Below are 21,455 nucleotides of genomic sequence, written 5' to 3' on the forward strand. Positions count from 1 at the left end.
CGGCGGCCCGTGGTCAGACGAGGAGTTGGTGCTTGGCCAGGTCGCGGTAGAGGGGGGTGCTGGCGACGAGTTCGGAGTGGGTTCCCACTCCGACGACGCGGCCGTGGTCGAGGACGACGATCTGGTCGCTGTCCACGACGGTGGAGAGCCGGTGCGCGATCACCAGGAGGGTGCGGTCCTCGGCGACGGCGTCGATGGCCTCCCGCATGAGCTGCTCGTTGCGGCCGTCCAGGCTGGAGGTCGACTCGTCCAGCAGCAGCACCGGGGGAGCGGCGAGCAGCGCACGCGCGATCGCGAGCCGCTGACGCTCGCCGCCGGAGAGCATGATGCCGTCCTCGCCGACCGGCGCGTCCAGGCCGAGGTCGCTGCGCTCCAGCACCTCGGTCAGGTTGACGGCGTGGAGGACGTCGACGCACTGCTCGTCGGTCGCGTCCGGCGTCGCCAGCTTCAGGTTGTCACGCAGCGAACCGGCGAGCACCGGAGCGTCCTGCTCGACGTAGCCGATGTTGGAGCGCAACGCGACGCGGTCGAGCGTGCGGACGTCCATCCCGCCGAAGCGCACCTGACCGGCCTCCGGGTCGTAGAACCGCTCGATCAGCGCGAGGATGGTCGACTTGCCCGCGCCGGACGGGCCGACCAGCGCCGTGCGCTTGCCGCGCGGCACCGTGAAGCTGACGCCGTGCAGCACCCCGCCGTGCGTCGCGGTCGCGGTGTCGGCGCCGAGCCCGGCCGCCGCCTCCGCCTCGGCGACCACGTCGACGCCGCCGAACGCCCCGAGGGCGATGCGCTCGGCGTCGGCAGGCGCGGCCGCGACGGCGGACCGCTCGTCGCGCTCCGGCGACGACGGGTAGGCGAACTCCACGTCCACGAACTCGATCGCCGGCGCGTGCGGCGCGAGCCCCTCGTTCGCGACGCCGACGGTCATCCCGAGCGGCGCGATCTCGCGGTCGTACTGGTCCTCGGTGGGGAGGTCGAGGATCTCCTGGATGCGGCCGAGCGCGCCGAGCGCCGAGTTCACCGCGGTGATCGCGCCGAACGCCTGGCCGAGCGGCAGGATCATCATGAACAGGAAGAGGATGAACGCCACCAGGTTCGCGACGGTGATCGCACCGCTGGCGACCCGGAAGCCGCCGACGCCGAGCACCACCAGGAACGACACCTGCATCGCGATGCCCGCGACCGGCACGACGAGCGCGGAGATCTTGGCGACCTGGATGCCCATCTTCCAGGCTCCGGTCGCGTCGGCGTCCACGGCCGCCAGCTCCCGATCCGTGGCGTTCGCCGCGCGGATCGTCCGCACCGAGCTGATCGCGCGCTCCACCGCGGCGGCGAGGTCGCCCACCTTGGTCTGCGCCTTCTGGCTGGCGACGCGGATGCGGCCGGACAGCAGCGTGACCACGACGATGGAGACGGCGACCACGAGAACGGTCAGCCCGAGCAGCACCGGGTCGATGATGAGCATGGCGATGAGCGCGCCGATGAACGTCAGCGCGCCGCCGATGGCCTCCACGAGTCCCTGCGTGAGCACGGCGCGCAGCAGCGTGGTGTCCGAGCCGACGCGCGACACCAGATCGCCGGTGCGCCGGGTGTCGAACTCGCTGATCGGCAGGCGCAGCAACCGCGCCACCAGTTTGCGGCGCGACGACAGCACGACGCCCTCGCCGGTGCGCTGCAGGAGGTAGTGCTGGTAGCCGGAGATGAGCGCGGAGACAACGACGAGCGCGACGAGCCCCCAGACGATCCCGCCCAGTGGCTCGCCCTTGCCCACGATGGTGATCACCTGGCTGACCAGCAGCGGCTGTGCGAGGCTCGCCGCGGCGCCGAGCACGCTCAGCACGACGACGAACGAGAGCACGCCGCGGTGCTCGAGCAGGTAGGGGAGGAGCTGGCTGAACCGCGCGCGCGGTCCACTGTCCGCCTCCCGCCGCGCGAAGGGCGAACGGCGGCGTGGAGCGGCGGTGGTTTCGGTGCTCATGGGGGTCCTTCGACAGGAGATTCGGGATGCTGCTTCGACCGTACTTCCTATGGGCTGCCGGTTTGCTGACACTGCAGGAATGTCCGGGGTGCGGGCTACAGTGCTGAACTATGCCGACGTCTGTCATCACCGCCGCCGACCTGGTCAAGAAGTACAAGGACTTCCCCGCGGTCGACGGCATCAGCTTCGAGGTCGAGGCGGGGGAGTCGTTCGGTCTCCTCGGCCCGAACGGGGCAGGCAAGTCGACCACCATGCGGATGATCGGCGCGGTCTCCACCCGCACGGCGGGCGAGCTGAGCATCCTCGGCCTCGACCCCGACCAGTACGGGCCAGAGATCCGGTCGCAGCTCGGCGTGGTGCCGCAGTCCGACAACCTCGACACCGAGCTGCGGGTGCGCGACAACCTCATCGTCTACGGGCGCTACTTCGGCCTCCCGGCGGCCCGCGTCCGGCAGCGCGCCGACGAGCTGCTCGCGTTCGCGCAGTTGGAGGACAAGGCCAAGGCGAAGGTGGACGACCTCTCCGGCGGCATGAAGCGGCGGCTCACGATCGCACGCGCGCTCATCAACGACCCGCGCATCCTGCTGCTGGACGAGCCGACCACCGGCCTCGACCCGCAGGCCAGGCACATCCTGTGGGACCGCCTCTTCCGGCTCAAGGAGCAGGGCACCACCTTGGTGCTCACCACGCACTACATGGACGAGGCCGAGCAGCTCTGCGACCGCCTCGTCGTGGTCGACAAGGGCGCGATCATGGCAGAGGGCACCCCGGCGTCCCTCATCCGGAAGTACTCGACCCGGGAGGTGCTGGAGGTGCGCTTCGGCTCCGACCGCAACGCCGAGGTCGCGCCGCGGCTGGACGGCATCGGCGACCGCGTCGAGGTGCTGCCCGACCGCATCCTGGTCTACAGCGACGACGGGGAGGCCGAGCTCGCCCGGCTGACCGAGCGTGGCCTCCACCCGCTCACCAGCCTGGTCCGCCGGTCGAGCCTGGAGGACGTCTTCCTGCGGCTCACCGGGCGGAGTCTGATCGAATGAGCTCCCTGGAGTTGATCGAATGAGTGTGACCTCCACAGACGAGGGAACGCGGGCCGCGCTCGCCGCCTCGGGACGGCCGCGCCGGTTCGGCGCCTGGTACGTCGCCGAGCACCGCTTCCGGGTGATGCGCTCGTACCTCCAGACGCTGCTCGTCACCGGCTTCGGCAACCCGTTCCTCTACCTCTTCGCGATGGGCGTCGGGCTCGGGAGCCTGGTGAGCGCCCACATGGGGCCGACCGCGGTGAACGGCGTGAGCTACCTGGCGTTCGTCGCGCCCGCGCTGCTCTGCACGGCCGGGGTCACTGTCGCGAGCGAGGAGTTCACGTACCCGATCTTCCTCGGGTTCAAGTGGAATCCGACGTTCACCGGCATCAGCGCCTCCCCGATCGCGCCGGGGCAGATCATCGACGGCGTCGTCATCTCGGTGGTGGCGCGCCTGCTCGGCACCAGCGTCGTCTACTACCTCTTCATGCTGCTCTTCGGGGCGGTGCCGAGCCCGTGGGGCTGGCTCGCCATCCTGGTCGCGACGCTCGGCGGCCTGGCGTTCGGCGCCCCGGTGATGGCGTACGTCTCGACGCTGGAGCAGGACACCGGGCAGATCGCGATGCTGATGCGGTTCGTGCTGCTGCCGATGACGCTGTTCTCCGGCACGTTCTTCCCGCTGGCCGCCATGCCGGTCTACCTCCAGTGGATCGGCTGGATCTCGCCGCTCTGGCACTCCACCGAGCTCGCCCGCGTCTTCGCGTACGGCTACGCCGAGCCGCTCTGGCTCACGGTCGTGCACGTCCTCTACCTCGCGGCGCTGTTCGTCGTGTTCTGGCAGTGGGCGCGCCGGATCGCGCGACGGAGGCTGAACAAGTGACCACCACCCGCGATCCGCTCATCGAGACCGTCTCACGGTCGCGTCCGCTGCGCGCGCTCTACGCGGGCAACGCGCGCTCGGTCATGCAGCGCGGCTGGTCGGCCACCCGCAGCACGAACTGGCTGGTCATCGTCTCCGGCTTCTTCGAGCCGATCTTCTACCTGCTCTCGCTCGGCATCGGCTTCGGCAAGCTGGTCGGCGACGTGACGACGGCCGGCGGCCAGCAGGTGCCGTACGCCGCCTTCATCGCGCCTGCGCTGCTGGCGACGGCGGCGATGAACGGCGCGGTGTACGACTCCACCTGGAACGTGTTCTTCAAGATGCACTTCGCCAAGCTGTACGAGGGGATGCTGTCGACCTCCCTCGGCCCTCTGGATGTGGCGCTCGGCGAGATCCTGCTCGCGCTGCTGCGCGGCGCGCTGTACGCGGTCGGCTTCATGATCGTGATGCAGGTGCTCGGCCTGAATCTGTCCTGGTGGGCGCTGCTCGCCCTCCCGGCGGTGTTGCTGATCGCGTTCGGCTTCGCCAGCTTCGGGATGGGGATCACCAGCTACATGAAGACGTTCCAGCAGATGGACTGGATCAACTTCATCCTGCTGCCGATGTTCCTCCTGTCGGCGACGTTCTATCCGATCACGGTCTACCCGGCCTGGATCCAGTCGATCATCATGGCCCTCCCGCTCTGGCACGGCGTGGAGCTGGTCCGCGGCCTCACGACCGGCGCCGTCGACCTCGGGATGCTGTGGCACGTTCTCTACTTCGCCGTGATGATCGCCCTCGGCCTCATCCTGACGACGCGTCGCCTCCGCACCCTCTTCCTCGACTGAGCACGCGCGAGGGGCACGTCGTTGTCACTTTTGCGCGCGAAAAGTGACAACAACGTGCCCCTCGGCGGGAGGTCAGCTCACGTTGTCGGTGAAGTCGATGTCGCGGGTCTCCTTCGACAGCAGCAGCGCGATCAGCGTCAGCACGCCTGCCCCGGACAGGTAGACGCCGACCCAGACCGTGCTGCCGCCGCCGATCGTCCACAGCCAGACCGCGACGGTCGGCGCGACCGCCGCGCCGAGCACGCTGGCCAGGTTGTAGGCGATGGCGGAGCCCGTGTACCGGACGTTCGTCGGGAACAGCTCCGGCAACTCGGCGCCCATCGGCCCGAACGTGAGCCCCATGAGGGTGAAGCCGACGATGAGCAGCGCCATCGTCCCCACCATGCCGCCGGCGAACAGGGGCACGAACAGCAGCCCGAACAGGATGATCCCGAGCGTCACACAGATCAGCGTCTTCCGGCGGCCGAAGCGCTCGGCGAGCGGGCCTGCGACGAGGGTGAAGACACCGAAGAACACCACACCGATGATGAGCATGACCAGGAAATCGTTGCGCGCGTACCCGAGACCCGGTACGAAGCCGGCGGCGGAGAACGTCTTGCCCGCCTTCTCGGCGGCGGCCTGCGCGGCCCCCGGGGTCGCGGCCGTCGTCCCATAGGTCAGGGTGAAGGCCGTCATCAGATAGAAGAGCACGTAAGTCGCCAGCATGATGAACGTGCCCAGCACGATCTGCCGCCAGCTCGTCCGGAACACCCGCGCCAGCGGGAGCTTCGCCACCTCGCCCGTGTCGACGACCTTCTGGAAGGCGGGTGTCTCCACGAGCTTCAGGCGCACGTACAGGCCGACGATGACGAGCACCGCGCTCAGCAGGAACGGCACCCGCCAGCCCCACGCCGCGAACTGCTCCGCGTCGATGGAGAGGCTGAGCACCAGGAACAGCAGGTTGGCGACGATGAAGCCGATCGGCGCGCCGAGCTGCGGGAAGGTCCCGTAGATCGCCCGCTTGCCCGCCGGAGCGTTCTCGGTGGCGAGCAGCGCGGCGCCGCTCCACTCGCCGCCGAGCCCCAGGCCCTGGCAGAACCGCATCACCACGAGCAGGAACGGCGCCCAGAACTCCCAGCCGGGCGTCTGCGCGGTCGGGAGGCAGCCGATCAGGACGGTCGCGATGCCCATCGTGAGCAGCGAGCCCACGAGCGTGCCCTTGCGGCCGATCCGGTCGCCGAAGTGTCCGAACAGGATGGAGCCGACCGGGCGCGCGATGAACGCGACGCCGAACACGGCGAACGACGACAGCAGCGCCGCCGTCGGGTCTTCGCTGGTGAAGAACAGCGACGGGAAGACGAGCACCGCCGCGGTGGCGTAGACGTAGAAGTCGTAGAACTCGATGGAGGTGCCGATGAGGCTCGCGAGGATGACGCGGCCGCGGGTGTTGGCGGGGACGGGAGGGGTGACGGAGGCCGTCGTGGACATGCGTGAAGAACTTCCGGTGACGTGACGAGCAGCCGCAGAGCGTGTGCGTCGGTCGGGCGTCGCGCGGGCGGTGAAGGGGAACGGGACGCTTGTGGCGTCCCATTCACCCTATGCCGCCCGCGTGGCCCAGCCGAATCGGGGCACCCGCACCGCTCGATAGGCTGAGGGCATGGAAACCCTCTTCGCCGTTCTGCACGTCGTGTCCGCTGTGTTCATCGTGGGGCCGATGGCCATCCTGCCGATGACGGCGATGCGCGCGGTGCGTGCGGGCAACGCGAGCCAGGTGGCGGTGCTCGCCAAGTCGACCAACCTGATCTCGCTGCTGTCGCTGCTCGTGGTCTTCTTCGGTTTCGGCGTCATGGGGCTGGCCGACAAGAAGTACGACCTCAGCATCGTGACGCCGTGGATCCTGTGGTCGATCGTCCTCTACGTGATCGCCCTCGGGCTGACGCTGTTCCTCGTCGTGCCGACCATGCGCCGCGCCGCGGAGGCGCTCCAGGCCGCCGACACCGCGCAAGGCGGCGAGGCCACGGCATACCCGGCCATCGCCGCCGGCTCCGGCGTCGCCAGCCTGCTGCTGGTCGCCGTGGTCGTGCTCATGGTCTGGAAGCCGTAGCCTCCGCCGGCGACCCCTACGCGCGCAGCTCCCGCAGCGCGATCGCCGTCGCGAGCGCCGCGTGCGCGGCCTCCTCGCCCTTGTCCTCCTTGGACCCGGGGAGGCCGGCGCGGTCGATGCCCTGCGCCTCGTCGTCCAGCGTGAGCACGCCGAAGCCGACCGGCTTGCCGGTGTCGAGCGCCACCCGGGTGAGGCCGTCGGTGGCCGCCGCCGAGACGTACTCGAAGTGCGGGGTGCCGCCGCGGATGATCACGCCGAGCGCGACCACCGCGTCGGCGCCGGACTCCAGCGCCGCCTTGCTGACGACGGGGAGCTCGAAGCTGCCGGGCACGCGGACGAGCGAGAAGTCCGCTCCCGCGGCCTCCAGCGTCCGGGTCGCTCCCGCGATCAGCCCGTCGGTGATCTGCTCGTGCCAGGTGCCGGCGACGATGACGACCCGCAGGCCGCTCCCGTCGACGGCCTCGGTCGCGTTCGGTGCTCCGGCTCCGCTCATCGTGCTGTCCTCTCCGCCGCCACGGCGGCTGCGCCCGGCTCGTCGTCCGGGTCGATCTCGTCGATCACGTGACCCATGCGGTCGCGCTTGGTCTCCAGGTAGCCCTCGTTGAACACGCCGACGCCGACGACGAGCGGCACGCGCTCCTCGACCGTGATGCCGTGCTCCTCGAGCTGGCGCACCTTCTCGGGGTTGTTGGTCAGCAGTCGCACCGAGTCGATGCCGAGGTCCTGCAGGATGGCCGTCGCCGCCCCGTAGTCGCGCGCGTCGATCGGCAGGCCCAGCGCCAGGTTGGCGTCGAGCGTGTCGAGGCCGTCCTCCTGGAGCTTGTAGGCGCGCAGCTTGTTGATCAGGCCGATGCCGCGGCCCTCGTGCCCGCGCAGGTAGACGACGACGCCGCCCTCCCGCTGGATGGTGGCGAGCGCCGCGTCGAGCTGCGGTCCGCACTCGCACTTCAGCGAGCCGAACGCCTCGCCGGTCAGGCACTCCGAGTGCACCCGGATGAGCGTGCCCTCGGCGGCGGGCGATCCCGAGACGATGGCGACGTGGTCGGCGCCGGTCATCCGGTCGCGGTACGCGCGCATGCGGAACGTGCCGTTCGTGGTGGGGACGGTCGTCTCGACCTCGAAGATCACCCGCGACGACTCCGGGATGGGCGCGGGGGAGGCGAGCTGCTGGTCGCAGTGGAACTCCTGCAGGTACGCGATCAGCGCCTCGATGGTGATCACCAGCACGCCTTCGCGCTCGCCGAGCTCCAGGAGGCCGGGGAGGCGCATCATCTCGCCGTCGTCCGCGACGATCTCGGAGATGGCGCCAACCGGGTTCAGGCCGGCGAGCTTCAGCAGGTCGACCGCGGCCTCGGTGTGGCCGTCGCGCTCGCGCACGCCGCCATCCACTGCGCGCAGCGGCATGATGTGGCCGGGGCGGTGGAGGCTGGCGGGCGTCGACTCGGCGTCGGCCAGCACGCGCAGGGTGTGCGCGCGGTCGGCGGCGCTGATGCCGGTGGAGAGCCGGTTGGCGGCGTCCACGCTCACCGTGTAGTTCGTGCCGCGGGCGTCCTCGTTGTTCGCGACCATCACCGGAAGCTCGAGACGGTCGGCGATCTCGTTCGTCATCGGCGCGCAGATGAAGCCGGAGGAGTTGCGCACGGTCCAGGCGATCCACTCCTGGCTGGCGAGCTCGGCGGCGATGACGACATCGCCCTCGTTCTCGCGGCTCTCGTTGTCGACCACGATGACGGGCCGGCCGGCGCGCAGCTCGGTGAGGGCCTCGGGGATGGTGGCGAGCGTCATGACGCACTCCGTTCTGTCAGCGTGCGGGTGTCGGGGGTGTCGGCGGTGTCGGCGGTTTCGGGGGAGAAGCGGGCGGTGAAGTCGGGCTCGAGCGCGAGCATGCGCTCGACGTGCCGGGCGAGGATGTCGGTCTCGATGTTCACGCGGTCGCCGGGGACGCGGTCGCCGAGCGTGGTGGCGGTGAGGGTCTCCGGGATGAGCGAGACCTCGAACCAGCCGTCCTCGCGGCCGCCGCCGACGTCGCTCACGGTCAGCGAGACGCCGTCGATGGCGATGGAGCCCTTGCGCGCGACCAGCGGAGCGTGGGCCGGGTCGAGGCTGAGCCGGACCACGCGCCAGGCGCTGCCGTCCTCGATGGAGAGCACGGTCGCGGTGCCGTCGATGTGGCCCTGGACGATGTGGCCGCCGAGCCGGTCGCCGACCTGCGCCGCGCGCTCAAGGTTCACCCGCCGGCCGGGCGCGACGTCGTCGAGCGTGCTCATCGCGAGCGTCATGGCCATCACATCGGCCGTGAACGTCTCGGCGTCCTGGCCGATCACGGTGAGGCAGACGCCGCTGACCGAGATGGAGTCGCCGTGCCCGGCGTCGCTGACGGCGAGCGGGCCGCGCACGGTGATCCGCATCGCGTCGGCGTCGCGCTCGACGGCGACGACCTCGCCCAGCTCTTCGATGATTCCGGTGAACACGCTCACGCCTCCTGGTGGGTGGTCGGGACGGGCACGGCCCGCAGGTACAGATCGACGCCGAGTCGTTCGACGTCGAGGATGCGCAGCTTGCGCTGGTCGCCGATGGTCTCCGCGCCGATGTCGCCGAGCGCGAGCTTGGGGCCGCCGAGCAGCGACGGCGCGAGGTAGATGGCGTACTCGTCCACGAGTCCCGCGGCGACGAACGCGCTCGCGAGGGTCGGGCCGCCCTCCACGTAGACCCGGCGGAAGCCGCGCTGGTGGAGGTCCGCGACGACCTCGCGCAGGTCGTGGGTGCCCTCGAAGATCACGGGGTGCGGGTGCCGGAACACCGCGGCGTCCTTCGGCACGGCGCGCGTCCCGACGACGACGGGCGTCGGCTGCGTGGCGAGCAGCTCGCCGGCGTCGCCGCGCGCGGTCAGGCTGGGGTCGTCGGCGAGGACGGTGCCGGTGCCGACGACGATCGCGTCGGAGGCCTCCCGCTGCTCGTGCACCCGCTGCCGGGCGGCGGCGCCGGTGATCCACCTGCTGGTGCCGTCGGCTGCGGCCGTCCGGCCGTCCAAGGTGCTGGCCCACTTGACCGTGATGTGCGGCCGGCCGAGGCGTGCTGCCGTCAGCCAGTCGCCGAGGAAGCGCTCCGCCTCGTCGGCGAGCACACCGCCGATCACCTCGACGCCGGCCTCCCTGAGTCGCTCGGCCCCTCCGCTGGAGTGGCGGCCGGGGTCGGCGACCGCGTACACGACGCGGGCGACCCCGGCGGCGATCAGCGCCTCCGAGCACGGCCCGGTGAGACCCCAGTGGTTGCACGGCTCCAGGGTCACGACGGCGGTCGCGCCGCGCGCGCCGCCCTCGGGGAGGCTGCTGAGCGCGTCGACCTCCGCGTGCGCGGTGCCTGCGCCCCGGTGGAAGCCTTCCGCGATGGTGCCGCCCTCGGCGTCGAGGATCACGCAGCCCACGCGCGGGTTCACGCCGGTGGCCGGGCCGCCCTCGGCGAGCCGCAGCGCGGTGCGCATCGCGGCTTCCCAATCTCCAGTCCGGGTCATCCGGGCGTCGTCCTGTCTCTCGTTGCCGTCGAGACGTGGTGCCGGGGTCACTGAAGCGGAAAGCCCGCGTTCGCGACGGTCGTCACCGACCGCCGACGTGCGCCTCCCATCCGGACTGAGCGCCCAGGCTGTCGCCTGTACGCATTACCGTCGGTGCCGGAATTCCACCGGCTCGGCAGGGGGCTCTCGCCTCCCGCTCGCGGACTGTCACCGCCGGTTCGGACTCTCACCGACCCCGGAGCACGTTCTTCTGTTGTCGAGTCTAGATCAACGCTTGATCGCGCGAACTATTCCCGCCGCACTGTGACGTCAGGCTGCGGGGACGTCCGGCTGCGGGGACCTCAGGCTGCGGCGTGCTCGACGTCCTCCGCCGGCTCCGACACATCGGCCAGCGCGCGGGCGGTGCCCTCGTCCACGATCAGGTCGGTGATCAGCCCGGCCGCCAACGCGCCGCGCAGGCTGTGCACCTTCGACGGCCCGGACACGATGCACACCCGGCGCGGCACGCGCTTGATGAGGTCGATGTCCGGTCCGCTGGCCCGCTCGTTCAGCGGGATGCCGTGGTGGCTGCCGTCCTCGCGGAAGAACACGGTGGCGACGTCGCCGACGACCCGGGACGCGTCCAGCGACGCGTAGTCGTCCGCGTCGAGGTAGCCGCCCGCGTAGACGTGCGAGCGCACCTCCGAGAACGGGGAGCCCAGACCGAACAGCGCCACGTCCATCCGCTCCTGGATGTCGAGGATGCGCCGGGTGCTGCGCTCGCGCCACATCGCCTGCTTGGTCTGCGGGTCGTCGAACAGCGCAGGCACCGGGAACTCCTGGATCGTCCCGGAGTAGGTGTCGCCGAACCGGCGCAGGATCTCCGACGCGTAGAGCACGCCCGTCGTATAGGTGTTGCCCGCCCCGTTGAGCTGCACGAACTCCACGTTGTGCAGATCCTTCGGGATCAGGTGCCTGCTCAGCGCGCTCATCGTCGAGCCCCAGGCGACCCCGACCGTGGTGTTGGAGTCGATGAAGCGGTCGAGAATCCGTGCAGCCGAGATGGCGACGCGCTCCAGCCGGTCCACGTCGCTGATCGCGCTCGGCATCGGGACGATGTGCGCTCCGATGCCGTAGCGGGCGTGCAGGTCCTGCTGCACGCGCGTTGCGCCCTCGTGCGGCTGGGCGATCTGGATGGTGACCAGCCCGGACGCGCGCGCATAGGAGAGGAGCCGGGAGACGCTGGACCGCGAGGTGTGCATCTCGTGGGCGATGGCCTCCATCGTCAGATCCTGCATGTAGTAGAGGTGGCCCGCCTTGAGGGCGTCGCGGACCTTCTCGGGGAGGTTCTGGGTGTCGGGCGCGGACATTCGGGGACCGCCTTCCGGGTTCGGGTGGTGCTGGAGGTGGCGCTGCACGTATGTGCATCCGGCTTGATCGAAGTTGTGCCGGCATCGAAGACTATAGCGAAACCCACCGCCGTTCAGTAGAAGTTCCAGGAGTCACCGTGACGACGAAGTCGAATGTCCGCCCCGAGATCCAGCAGCTGCGCGAGCGCCCGAGCGCGCAGGTCGTCGTCGTAGGCGGCGGCATCAACGGGCTCGGCACGTTCCGCGACCTCGCCCTGCAGGGCGTCGACGTGGTGCTCGTGGAGCGCAACGACTTCGTGTCCGGCGCCTCCGCGGCCTCCAGTCACATGATCCACGGCGGCATCCGCTACCTGGAGAATGGCGAGTTCCGGCTGGTCAAGGAGTCGGTGACCGAGCGCAACGGCCTCCTGAAGATCGCGCCGCACTACGTCAAGCCGCTGCAGACGACCATCCCGATCTACTCCACCTTCTCGGGCATCCTCGCCGCGCCGCTGCGCTTCCTCACCCACAAGCAGGGCAAGCCGAAGGAGCGCGGCGCGTTCCTGATCAAGACGGGACTGACGATCTACGACACGTTCTCCCGCGAGGGCGGCAGTGTGCCGCGGCACAGCTTCCACGGCCGCCGGAAGTCGCTCGAGACCCTCCCGAAGCTCAACCCGGGCCTGAAGTACACGGCCACCTACTTCGACGCCTCGGTGCACGACCCGGAGCGGCTCGCGCTCGACGTCCTCGCCGACGGACTGGCCGCGGGCCCGCACGCCCGTGCAGCCAACTACCTGGAGGCCATCGGGGCGCAGGACGGCGGCGTGCTGGTGCGCGACCGGGAGACCGGCGACGAGTTCACCATCACCGCCGACGTGGTCGTCAACGCGTCCGGCCCCTGGACCGACCTCACCAACGCGGCCCTGGGCCGGCCGACGCAGTTCATGGGCGGCACCAAGGGCTCGCACATCGTGCTCGACAACCCGGAGCTGCTGGAGGCCTGCGACGGCCGCGAGATCTTCTTCGAGAACAACGACGGCCGCATCGTCCTCATCTACCCGCTGAAGGGCAAGGTCATGGTCGGCACGACCGACCTCGAAGCCGACCTGGCGGTCCCCGCGGTGTGCACCGAGGAGGAGATCGACTACTTCGTCGAGCTGGTCTCGCACGTTTTCCCAACGATCCCGGTCACCCGCGAGCAGATCGTCTACAGCTTCTCCGGCGTGCGCCCGCTGCCGCACCACGACGACACCGCGCCCGGTTTCGTCTCCCGCGACTACCGCATCGTGCCCGGCACGATCGCCGCCCTCGGCGACACCACCGTGCTCAGCCTCGTCGGAGGCAAGTGGACGACGTTCCGTGCGCTCAGCGAGCACCTCGCGAACGAGACGCTGGAGGCCCTCGGCATGCCCCGCACGGTCGCCACCCTCGGCCTGCCGATCGGCGGCGGCGCCGGCTTCCCGACCACCCCGCAGGCCGAGCGCGACTGGGTGGCCCGCTACGGCGCCGACGTGGGCGCCGCCCGCGCGAGCACGCTGCTGCACCGCTACGGCACCAAGGCCGCAGCCGTCATCGACGCGATCACGGCCTGGGAGGGCGCCGACGCCCCGCTCGCCGCGGCGCCGGAGTATTCCCGCGCCGAGCTCGACCACCTCGTGCGCACCGAGCGGGTCGCGCACCTCTCCGACGTGTTCCTCCGTCGCACCAGCCTCGCGTTCACCGGATCGGTCTCGATCCCGCTGGTCCGCGAGGTCGGCGAAATCGTCGCAAACGCGCTCGCATGGTCGCCAAATCGGCGTTCGGAGGAGGAAGATGCGTTCCAAGCGGAACTGGCAGCCGCCCACCGGGTGAACCTGACGTCGGGGGACGGGAGCGAAGCCGCGGCGCTCCGATAATGCACGAACGTGCATAGAACGGTCCTTGCCCAGGCGGACCCGACCGCAATAGCGTTCGAACGCCCCCTGGCGAGAGCCACCTCATCGCACGACAGGGTGCGGGTCAACTGAACAACTGGAAGGTCAACGTGGACAATATCGGTATTGATTTCCTGTCAGAGTTGTGCGGAACGGCAATGCTGGTGCTTCTCGGTACCGGTGTCGTCGCGAACGTCGCCCTGATCAGGAACAAGGGCTTCAACGGCGGGTTCCTGATGGTGAACTTCGGCTGGGGCATTGCGGTCTTCGCTGGTGTCAACATCGCCTACAACTCGGGCGCACACCTGAACCCCGCAGTGACGCTCGGTCTGGTCGCCAACGGAGCCAAGGCGTTCGGAAGCGCCGCCGCGCACACTCTGGTGCCGGTCAACTTCGTGACAGTGCTGCTGTACATCGTCGCTCAGCTCATCGGAGCGTTCATCGGCGCGTGCATCACGTTCCTGGCGTACAAGAAGCACTTCGACGAGGAGCCGGACCCGGGCAACAAGCTCGGCGTGTTCTCCACCGGCCCGGCGATCCGCAGCTACGGCTGGAACCTCGTCACCGAGGTCGTCGGCACGTTCGTGCTGGTGTTCGTCGTGATCGCCTTCGGCCACCAGCCCGGCACCGCGGCGGGCCTCGCCGCCCTCGGCGCCCTGCCCGTCGCTCTCCTGGTGACCGGCATCGGCGCCAGCCTCGGTGGTCCGACGGGGTACGCGATCAACCCTGCGCGTGACCTCGGCCCGCGCATCGCTCACGCGGTCCTGCCCATCAAGGACAAGGGCCCGAGCGACTGGTCCTACTCCTGGATCCCGGTCGTCGGGCCGATCGTCGGCGGTCTGCTGGCCGGCTGGCTCGCACTGCTGCTGCTCCCCATCCTCACCAAGTAACACCCGGGGGCCGGCCGGGGGAGACCCCGACCGGCCCTCTTCAGTCCCACCCCCCAAACAAAGGAGTTACGTATGGCCGACTACGTCGTCGCTATCGACCAGGGCACCACGAGCACCCGAGCGATCATCTTCGACAAGTCCGGGTCGATCGTGTCGAGCGGACAGCTCGAGCACGAGCAGATCTTCCCGAAGGCGGGATGGGTCGAGCACAACCCGGTCGAGATCTGGAACAACACGCGCGAGGTCATCGGCCAGGCGCTGTCCAAGGCAGACCTCACCCGCCACGACATCGCGGCCGTGGGCATCACCAACCAGCGCGAGACCGCGGTGGTGTGGGACAAGAACACCGGCGAGCCCGTCTACAACGCCATCGTCTGGCAGGACACCCGCACGCAGCCGATCGTCGACCGCCTCGCCGCGGACGGCGGGGTCGAGCGCTTCAAGCAGGATGTCGGCCTCCCGCTGGCGACCTACTTCTCCGGCACCAAGATCACCTGGATCCTCGAGAACGTCGAGGGCGCGCGCGAGCGCGCCGAGCGGGGCGACCTGCTGTTCGGCAACACCGACGCCTGGGTGCTCTGGAACCTGACCGGCGGTCCCGACGGCGGCGTGCACGCGACCGACGTGACCAACGCCTCCCGCACGATGTTCATGGACCTGGAGACCCTCTCCTGGCGCGACGACATCCTCGAGGCGTTCGGCGTCCCGAAGTCGATGCTCCCGGAGATCAAGGCCTCCTCCGAGGTCTACGGCACGGTGGAGGCGTCCAGCCTGCTGCGCGAGGTGCCCGTCGCGGGCATCCTCGGCGACCAGCAGGCGGCCACCTTCGGCCAGGCCGCGTTCGATCCGGGCGAGTCCAAGAACACCTACGGCACCGGCAACTTCCTCATCTTCAACACGGGTGAGGAGATCGTCCACTCCAAGAACGGCCTCCTGACGACGCTCGGCTACAAGCTGGGCGACGACAAGCCGCACTACGCCCTGGAGGGCTCGATCGCCGTCACCGGTTCGCTGGTGCAGTGGCTGCGCGACAACCTCGGCATCATCTCCAGCGCCCCCGAGATCGAGGACCTGGCGAAGACCGTGGAGGACAACGGCGGTGCGTACTTCGTGCCGGCGTTCTCCGGCCTGTTCGCGCCGTACTGGCGTTCGGACGCGCGCGGCGCCCTCGTGGGCCTCACGCGCTACGTCAACAAGGGCCACATCGCCCGCGCCGTCCTGGAGGCCACGGCCTTCCAGACCCGCGAGGTGCTGGACGCGGTCAACGCCGACTCCGGTGTCGACCTGCAGGAGCTGAAGGTGGACGGCGGCATGATCGCCAACAACACCCTCATGCAGTTCCAGGCCGACATCCTCGGCGTGCCGGTCGTCCGTCCGGTCGTCGCGGAGACCACCGCCCTCGGCGCCGCCTACGCGGCCGGCCTCGCGGTCGGCTTCTGGAGCGACCTGGACGACCTGCGCAAGAACTGGCAGGAGGACAGCCGCTGGGAGCCGAAGATGGAGGCCGCAGAGCGCGACCGCCAGCTCCGCCTCTGGAAGAAGGCCGTCACGAAGACGTTCGACTGGGTCGACGACGACGTGAAGTAATCCCTGCGCAGTGCCACCGAGCGCCGTCCGGCTCCCGCCGGGCGGCGCTCGTGCGTGGTGCGTGTGGATCCTTGCAGATTCCTCACCTGCGGGAAAGGTTTCGCGCAGACTGCACCCCTACCGTGGAAGGATGAGGCATTCTTCGGTCGAAAGGCCACTTCCGGTGCGCCACGGCCGTCTGCCGAGGCGCCGAGCGCGCGGACCCGTCACGCGACTGCTCGCCGCCGCCGTGGCCGTGTTCGTCATCTCCGCGGGCGCTGTGGGCGCGTACGCCGTGCAGGACACCGTCCGGTCGCTGAAGCCGTCCATCCACCTCGTCTCCGCGGCCGGCAAGGCCGTCACCGTGCCCAGTGTCGGCGCGGAGTCCGGCGCGGTCAACATCCTCCTCGCGGGCACGGACACCCGCACCGGCCAGGGCGGCCAGTTCTCCAGCTCGCAGGAGCTCGCCGGCAGCTCGGGCGCCGGAAACAACGACGTCACGATGATCCTGCACCTCTCGGCGGATCACCAGCACGCCACGGTCATCAGCATCCCGCGCGACCTGATGGTGCCGATCCCCTCCTGCCCGACCTCGGGTGGCGGCTCCACGTCGCCGCAGGACAGCGCGCAGTTCAACACCACGCTGTCGACGGGCGGCCTCTCCTGCGTCGTCCTCACGGCGGAGGCGCTCACCGGCCTCAGCATCCCGTACGCGGCCGAGATCAGCTTCGACGGCGTCTCGGCGATGTCCAACGCCGTCGGCGGCGTCCCCGTCTGCCTCGCGACGCCGCTGAAGGACCCGTATGTCGGCCTCGACCTGCCGGCCGGCCAGCAGACCCTGGTCGGCTCCCAGGCCCTCGCCTTCGTCCGCAGCCGTCACGGCGTCGGCGACGGCAGCGACCTCGGCCGGATCAGCAACCAGCAGTTGTTCCTCTCATCGCTGCTGCGCACGGTGACGAGCGCGGGCGTGCTGAGCAATCCGCTCACGCTCTTCACGCTGGCGAAGGCCGCGACCTCCAACCTCACCCTCTCGGACACGCTCTCGTCGCCGACGACGCTTGTCTCCATCGGGCTCGCGCTGAAGAGCGTGCCGCTGAGCGACTTCGTGTTCCTCCAGTACCCGGCGATGACGGACCCCGCGAACGTCAACCGCGTCGTCCCCGAGCCGACCGGCGTGGACGCCCTCAAGCAGGCGCTCGCCAACGACACCCCGGTCCAGCTCACCGGAACGACGGGCAACGGAACGGAGTCGGCCACCCCGTCGCCGTCGCCGTCGAGCACGCCGAGCACGGCCGGGACGCCCGCGCCGAGCGCGACGTCGAGTGCCGCGAGCGGAAGCACCTCGAGCGGAAGCACCCCGGCCCCGACCTCCTCGGCGGTCAGCCTCCCGTCGGACGTCACCGGTCAGACGGCCGCGCAGCAGACCTGCACCAAGGGCAACTAAGCGATCCACCTGACAGAACACGCCGCCTGGCGCACGCGCCAGGCGGCGTGTCCTGTCAGTTCGTTCCGGCGGTGAGCGCGTTCGGGAGGGCGGCCAGCGAGCGGAGCTCGAAGACGCCGGCGCGGGCGGCGTCCGCCGCGTCCTCGGGCGTCGGCACGTCCCCGCGCCGGTTCAGCCACACGCCGGTCAGGCCGGCTGCGGCCGCGCCGATCGCGTCGGTGCGGAGGCGGTCGCCGACGTAGGCCGCGTCGGACGGCCGCACGCCGAACACGGAGCACGCGTGCTCGAAGATGCGCGGGTCCGGCTTCGCGACGCCGACCTCGCCGGAGGCGATCAGATGCTCCATGCGGGTGTCGAGGCCGACCGCCTCCACCTTGCGGCGCTGGAAGGCGAGGTCGCCGTTGGTGATGAGCCCGAACCGCACGCCCGGGATCGCCGCCTCCAGCGCGTCCAGGCAGGGGAGGGCGTCGTCGTGCAGCGACCAGGCCGCGACGTAGTGCTCGAAGTAGTCCGCGAACCAGGCGCTCGCCTCGGCGTCGCTCAGTTCGACGCCGTGCCGGGCGGCGAAGTCGCGGGCGCGCGCCTGGCGCTGCCCCTCGAAGTCGAGCCGGCCCGCGAGGTAGGAGTGGTAGTGCTCCTCCTCCAGGTCGTGCCAGAGCGTGGTCAGCTCGGCGGCCTCCATCGTGCCGTAGGGCTCGCCGAGCAGGCCCGCGTAGCGCTGGATACCCGCCGACACCGCGGCGCGATGGGCGAACAGGGTGTCGTCGAGGTCGAAGAGGACGACCCGCGGACCGGTCACCGTGCCGCCTGCGCGGACGTGAACGCCGGCCAGCCGTCCGCCGGCCGCCGCGGGTCGGCGGGCAGGAGCGCGGCCTGCCAGTCGTCGCGCCGGACGCCCCGGTGCGCCACTCCGAGCCGGGCGACGCCCTCCCACTGGAAGCCGGCCCGGCGCGCGACGGCGGCGCTCGCGACGTTCCCCGCGTAGGCGTGCCACACGACGCGCTGGAGCCCCAGCCCCGCCGACGCGTCGAACGCGTAGTCGAGCACCAGGTCGAGAGCGGCGGCCATCCAGCCGTGCCCTCGCGCGCCGGCGGACAGCCAGTAGCCGACCTCGCCCTCGCCGTCGTGGAGGTGATGCAGCCCGACCATCCCGTGCAGGAGGAGCGTCTCCGCGTCGCGGAGCGCCCAGGTGCACTCCCGCCCGCTCACCCAGCCGTCCGGCACGATCCCGGTCACGAACCGCTCCGCGTCGGCGCGGTCGTACGGCGACGGCACGGTGGTCCACGCGGCGACCTCCGGATCGCGGCAGAACTCCGCGATCCGGTCGACGTCGGCGTCCACAGGGGCCGACAGGACGACAGGGCCGCCCGCCAGCTCCACCGGGGCCGGAGCCATCAGTGCGCCCGTCGCAGCAGGCCGATTGCGTTGTAGGCCTTCGCCAGCGTCCGCTCGGCGACCTCGCTGGCCCGCTGCGCGTTGCCGGCGAGGATGCGGTCGAGCTCGGCCGGGTCGGAGAGCAGGTCGAGCGCGCGCTCCCGGATCGGGCCGAACGTCTCCACCACGACCTCCACGAGGCCCTTCTTGAAGTCGCCGTAGCCCTTGCCGTCGTACTCCAGCTCGATGTCGGCCACAGCGCGGCCGGTGAAGGCGGAGTAGATGCTGAGCAGGTTGGAGATGCCCGGCTTGCCCGCGCGGTCGAAGGACACTACGCCGTCGGTGTCGGTGACCGCGCGCATGATCTTCTTGCGCGTCACGTCCGGCTCGTCGAGCATCCAGACGATACCGGCCCCCGACTCGGCGGACTTCGACATCTTCGACTCCGGGTTCTGGAGGTCGTAGATGCGCGCGCCGTCCTTGAGGATCATCGCCTGCGGCACGACGAACGTCTCGCCGAACCGGCTGTTGAACCGCTCGGCGAGGTCGCGGGTCAGCTCGACGTGCTGGCGCTGGTCGTCGCCGACGGGCACCACCTCGGCGTCGAACAGCAGGATGTCGGCGGCCATCAGCACCGGGTAGGCGAAAAGCCCGACCGAGGTCGCGTCCGCGCCCTGCTTGGCCGACTTGTCCTTGAACTGGGTCATCCGGGACGCCTCGCCGAACCCGGTGATCGTGTTCAGCAGCCAGGCGAGCTGGGCGTGGGCGGGGACGTGCGACTGCACGTACAGGGTGGAGGCCGACGGGTCGATGCCCGCGGCGATGTACTGCGCGGCGGTGCGGCGCGTCTTCTCGCGGAGCTCCACCGGGTCCTGCGCGACGGTGATCGCGTGCAGGTCGACGACGGAGAAGAACGCGTCGTGGTTGCTCTGCAGCTCCTTCCACTGCAGGAGGGCGCCGACGTAGTTGCCGAGGTGGAGGGAGTCCGCCGACGGCTGCATGCCGGAGTAGAGGCGGGGGAGTGTGCTCATGTCACTGCTTTCGAAGTAGGAGGAGGGTGCGGATGCTAGACGGCGTAGTCGACGACCACGGGGGTGTGGTCCGACCATCGCTCGTCGTAGGCGGCCGCACGGTCCACCGCGTAGTTCTTCACCGTCGCCGCCAGCGCCGGCGAGGCGAGCTGGTAGTCGATGCGCCAGCCGGTGTCGTTGTCGAACGCCTGCCCGCGCCACGACCACCACGTGTAGGGGCCGTCGACCTCGCCCGCGGCCTTGCGGCCCACGTCGACCCAGCCGAGCCCGGCGCCGTCGTTGTAGCGTGCGTCGTCCTCCGCGCCCAGGATGCGGTCGAAGTAGGCACGCTCCTCGGGGAGGAAGCCCGCCTTCTTGACGTTGCCCTTCCAGTTGCGGATGTCCAGTTTCCGGTGGCCCACGTTGAGGTCGCCCATCACGACGGCGTGCTCGCTGTGCTTCACGAGCTTCGGGAGGCGGGCCTCCATCGCGTCGAGGAAGGCGTACTTCGCGTCCTGCTTCTCGGTGCCGGCCTCGCCGGAGTGCACGTAGGCGCTCACGACCGTGATCACCGTCGAGCCGACCTCGTAGTCGGCCTCCAGCCAGCGGCCGGCGCTGTCGAAGTCGGGCGAGCCCAGCTCGACCCGGTGGATCTCCGCACGGGGATGCCGGCTGGCGATCGCGACGCCCGCGCGCCCCTTGGCGGTGGCGGGGTCGTGCACGATGTCCCACTCGCTGCCGAGAAGGCCCTGGAGGTCTTCGGAGGAGGCGCGCACCTCCTGCAACGCGAGGATGTCGACCTCCCGGCTGTCGAGCCACGCGCCCATGCCCTTGCGGAAGGCGGCACGGATGCCGTTGACGTTCACCGTCGCGATGCGCAGGGGTTTCGAGGGCATGCCTCCAGCCTACCGGGGCGCGCCGACAGCCCGGCGGACCAAAGACGTCGAATTGTCGATGGTTTGATTAATATGTGAGAACTGATACGTTACAGGAGCGCCAAATCACATGGTGGCGCGACATTCCCCATGAATCGAAGGTGATCCCCATGACCGAACCCCAGACCTCCCGAGCCCCCTCGCGTCGCACGATCGTCAAGGGCGCCGCGTGGGCGGCGCCCGCTGTGGCGGTGTCGCTCGCGTCCCCCGCTGTCGCCACCTCCCTCCCGGTCTCCACCCTGACAGTCGAGTTCACCCGGCCCTTCTACATGACGACGTCGGGCGGACTGTTCACCTCCCCGGCCGTCGAGGCGAAGGTGTGGGATGCCGGCGGCCCCGTGGCGGACGCCGGCGTCACGTTCACGATCGCGGCAGTCGACCACACCGACGAAGACGTGGAGGGCGAAGGCGACGACGCTGCGGATGGTACCGACGTCGTCGCCGCCTTCGGCCGTCCCGACGGCCCCGCCGCGACGACGGTCACTTCGACGGCGACGGGGCTGGCCACTCCCGAGACCATCCATGCCGGGAAGGTCGTCGGTGTGCTCCGCGTGACGGCGGAGGCCCTGGTGACGCGCGACGGCGTCACGGAGACGGCGACCGCCGAGGCCTTCATCGGGATCTTCGGGTCCGTGACCACGACCGTGCCCTTGTCCGCCGGCTACAAAGGTACGTCTGCGCTCGGCACGGGCAGCAC

At 70.2% G+C, this 21,455-nt stretch carries 20 protein-coding genes; 8 read left to right on the forward strand and 12 right to left on the reverse strand.

Annotated elements, in window-relative coordinates:
- Positions 1-13 precede the first annotated feature (13 nt).
- Positions 14-1,975: an ABC transporter ATP-binding protein gene (locus ABH923_RS16525; RefSeq protein ID WP_370056479.1), complete on the reverse strand. Its 1,962-nt coding sequence runs from the start codon at positions 1,973-1,975 to the stop codon at positions 14-16.
- Positions 1,976-2,085: 110 nt separating this feature from the next.
- On the opposite strand from ABH923_RS16525, the gene ABH923_RS16530 reads away from it, so the two are divergent.
- The 3 genes from ABH923_RS16530 to ABH923_RS16540 are packed head-to-tail and all read left to right on the forward strand — an operon-like array spanning position 2,086 to position 4,701.
- Positions 2,086-3,012, forward strand: coding sequence for an ABC transporter ATP-binding protein (locus ABH923_RS16530; RefSeq protein WP_370056480.1), 927 nt, complete (start codon positions 2,086-2,088; stop codon positions 3,010-3,012).
- Between the two features lie 25 nt (positions 3,013-3,037).
- Positions 3,038-3,874: an ABC transporter permease gene (locus tag ABH923_RS16535; protein WP_370056482.1), complete on the forward strand. Its 837-nt coding sequence runs from the start codon at positions 3,038-3,040 to the stop codon at positions 3,872-3,874.
- Entirely contained in the window at positions 3,871-4,701 is an 831-nt protein-coding gene (locus tag ABH923_RS16540; protein WP_370056483.1) for an ABC transporter permease, read from the forward strand. The genes ABH923_RS16535 and ABH923_RS16540 overlap by 4 nt, the downstream gene beginning before the upstream one ends.
- Before the next feature lie 72 nt (positions 4,702-4,773).
- Here the strand turns inward: ABH923_RS16540 and ABH923_RS16545 are convergent, their stop codons facing one another.
- Complete coding sequence (locus ABH923_RS16545) at positions 4,774-6,168, reverse strand: MFS transporter (protein WP_370056484.1); 1,395 nt, start codon at positions 6,166-6,168, stop codon at positions 4,774-4,776.
- A gap of 169 nt (positions 6,169-6,337) precedes the next feature.
- Here ABH923_RS16545 and ABH923_RS16550 point away from each other — a divergent pair, with 169 nt between their 5' ends.
- A complete protein-coding gene (locus tag ABH923_RS16550) occupies positions 6,338-6,784 on the forward strand; it encodes a DUF2269 family protein (RefSeq protein ID WP_370056486.1) in 447 nt (148 codons plus the stop codon).
- Between the two features lie 16 nt (positions 6,785-6,800).
- On the opposite strand, the gene ribH is transcribed toward ABH923_RS16550, so the two are convergent.
- The 5 genes from ribH to ABH923_RS16575 all read right to left on the reverse strand — a co-directional run bounded on the left by ribH (position 6,801) and on the right by ABH923_RS16575 (position 11,644).
- Entirely contained in the window at positions 6,801-7,277 is a 477-nt protein-coding gene (ribH, locus tag ABH923_RS16555; protein ID WP_370056487.1) for a 6,7-dimethyl-8-ribityllumazine synthase, read from the reverse strand.
- Positions 7,274-8,569 (reverse strand): GTP cyclohydrolase II, encoded by a 1,296-nt coding sequence (gene ribA / locus ABH923_RS16560; protein WP_370056488.1) that lies wholly within the window; start codon positions 8,567-8,569, stop codon positions 7,274-7,276. The genes ribH and ribA overlap by 4 nt, the downstream gene beginning before the upstream one ends.
- Positions 8,566-9,255 (reverse strand): riboflavin synthase, encoded by a 690-nt coding sequence (locus ABH923_RS16565; RefSeq protein WP_370056489.1) that lies wholly within the window; start codon positions 9,253-9,255, stop codon positions 8,566-8,568. Before ABH923_RS16565 ends, ribA begins: the two co-directional genes overlap by 4 nt.
- Before the next feature lie 2 nt (positions 9,256-9,257).
- Positions 9,258-10,265, reverse strand: a complete 1,008-nt coding sequence (gene ribD / locus ABH923_RS16570) for a bifunctional diaminohydroxyphosphoribosylaminopyrimidine deaminase/5-amino-6-(5-phosphoribosylamino)uracil reductase RibD (protein WP_370056490.1) — start codon at positions 10,263-10,265, stop codon at positions 9,258-9,260.
- Positions 10,266-10,636: 371 nt separating this feature from the next.
- Positions 10,637-11,644 (reverse strand): sugar-binding transcriptional regulator, encoded by a 1,008-nt coding sequence (locus ABH923_RS16575; protein ID WP_370056491.1) that lies wholly within the window; start codon positions 11,642-11,644, stop codon positions 10,637-10,639.
- A gap of 137 nt (positions 11,645-11,781) precedes the next feature.
- On the opposite strand from ABH923_RS16575, the gene ABH923_RS16580 reads away from it, so the two are divergent.
- The 4 genes from ABH923_RS16580 to ABH923_RS16595 all read left to right on the forward strand — a co-directional run bounded on the left by ABH923_RS16580 (position 11,782) and on the right by ABH923_RS16595 (position 17,439).
- Positions 11,782-13,521, forward strand: coding sequence for a glycerol-3-phosphate dehydrogenase/oxidase (locus ABH923_RS16580; protein WP_370056492.1), 1,740 nt, complete (start codon positions 11,782-11,784; stop codon positions 13,519-13,521).
- A gap of 128 nt (positions 13,522-13,649) precedes the next feature.
- Positions 13,650-14,429: an MIP/aquaporin family protein gene (locus ABH923_RS16585; RefSeq protein WP_370056493.1), complete on the forward strand. Its 780-nt coding sequence runs from the start codon at positions 13,650-13,652 to the stop codon at positions 14,427-14,429.
- 72 nt (positions 14,430-14,501) lie between these two features.
- Positions 14,502-16,016, forward strand: coding sequence for a glycerol kinase GlpK (glpK, locus tag ABH923_RS16590; RefSeq protein ID WP_370056494.1), 1,515 nt, complete (start codon positions 14,502-14,504; stop codon positions 16,014-16,016).
- 163 nt (positions 16,017-16,179) lie between these two features.
- Positions 16,180-17,439 (forward strand): LCP family protein, encoded by a 1,260-nt coding sequence (locus tag ABH923_RS16595; protein ID WP_370056495.1) that lies wholly within the window; start codon positions 16,180-16,182, stop codon positions 17,437-17,439.
- A gap of 55 nt (positions 17,440-17,494) precedes the next feature.
- On the opposite strand, the gene ABH923_RS16600 is transcribed toward ABH923_RS16595, so the two are convergent.
- From ABH923_RS16600 to ABH923_RS16620, 5 genes are all read right to left on the reverse strand, one after another.
- A complete protein-coding gene (locus tag ABH923_RS16600) occupies positions 17,495-18,238 on the reverse strand; it encodes an HAD family hydrolase (RefSeq protein ID WP_370056496.1) in 744 nt (247 codons plus the stop codon).
- On the reverse strand, positions 18,235-18,834 hold the full coding sequence (locus ABH923_RS16605; RefSeq protein ID WP_370056497.1) for a GNAT family N-acetyltransferase: 600 nt from the start codon (positions 18,832-18,834) through the stop codon (positions 18,235-18,237). Before ABH923_RS16605 ends, ABH923_RS16600 begins: the two co-directional genes overlap by 4 nt.
- Positions 18,834-19,844: a tryptophan--tRNA ligase gene (trpS, locus tag ABH923_RS16610; protein WP_370056498.1), complete on the reverse strand. Its 1,011-nt coding sequence runs from the start codon at positions 19,842-19,844 to the stop codon at positions 18,834-18,836. The genes ABH923_RS16605 and trpS overlap by 1 nt, the downstream gene beginning before the upstream one ends.
- A 35-nt stretch (positions 19,845-19,879) precedes the next feature.
- Entirely contained in the window at positions 19,880-20,719 is an 840-nt protein-coding gene (locus tag ABH923_RS16615) for an exodeoxyribonuclease III (protein WP_370056499.1), read from the reverse strand.
- 304 nt (positions 20,720-21,023) lie between these two features.
- Positions 21,024-21,398 (reverse strand): hypothetical protein, encoded by a 375-nt coding sequence (locus ABH923_RS16620; protein WP_370056500.1) that lies wholly within the window; start codon positions 21,396-21,398, stop codon positions 21,024-21,026.
- Positions 21,399-21,455: the final 57 nt, after the last annotated feature.

Source organism: Leifsonia sp. EB41, assembly GCF_041262565.1.
Classification (GTDB): Bacteria; Actinomycetota; Actinomycetes; order Actinomycetales; family Microbacteriaceae; genus Leifsonia.

Bases quoted from the DNA above. Each gene is read 5' to 3' on its own strand.
- ABH923_RS16525 (WP_370056479.1), bottom strand. From the start codon at position 1,975: ATGAGCACCGAAACCACCGCCGCTCCACGCCGCCGTTCGCCCTTCGCG.
- ABH923_RS16530 (WP_370056480.1), top strand. From the start codon at position 2,086: ATGCCGACGTCTGTCATCACCGCCGCCGACCTGGTCAAGAAGTACAAG.
- ABH923_RS16545 (WP_370056484.1), bottom strand. From the start codon at position 6,168: ATGTCCACGACGGCCTCCGTCACCCCTCCCGTCCCCGCCAACACCCGC.
- ABH923_RS16550 (WP_370056486.1), top strand. From the start codon at position 6,338: ATGGAAACCCTCTTCGCCGTTCTGCACGTCGTGTCCGCTGTGTTCATC.
- ribH (WP_370056487.1), bottom strand. From the start codon at position 7,277: ATGAGCGGAGCCGGAGCACCGAACGCGACCGAGGCCGTCGACGGGAGC.
- ribA (WP_370056488.1), bottom strand. From the start codon at position 8,569: ATGACGCTCGCCACCATCCCCGAGGCCCTCACCGAGCTGCGCGCCGGC.
- ribD (WP_370056490.1), bottom strand. From the start codon at position 10,265: ATGCGCACCGCGCTGCGGCTCGCCGAGGGCGGCCCGGCCACCGGCGTG.
- ABH923_RS16575 (WP_370056491.1), bottom strand. From the start codon at position 11,644: ATGTCCGCGCCCGACACCCAGAACCTCCCCGAGAAGGTCCGCGACGCC.
- glpK (WP_370056494.1), top strand. From the start codon at position 14,502: ATGGCCGACTACGTCGTCGCTATCGACCAGGGCACCACGAGCACCCGA.
- ABH923_RS16605 (WP_370056497.1), bottom strand. From the start codon at position 18,834: ATGGCTCCGGCCCCGGTGGAGCTGGCGGGCGGCCCTGTCGTCCTGTCG.
- trpS (WP_370056498.1), bottom strand. From the start codon at position 19,844: ATGAGCACACTCCCCCGCCTCTACTCCGGCATGCAGCCGTCGGCGGAC.
- ABH923_RS16615 (WP_370056499.1), bottom strand. From the start codon at position 20,719: ATGCCCTCGAAACCCCTGCGCATCGCGACGGTGAACGTCAACGGCATC.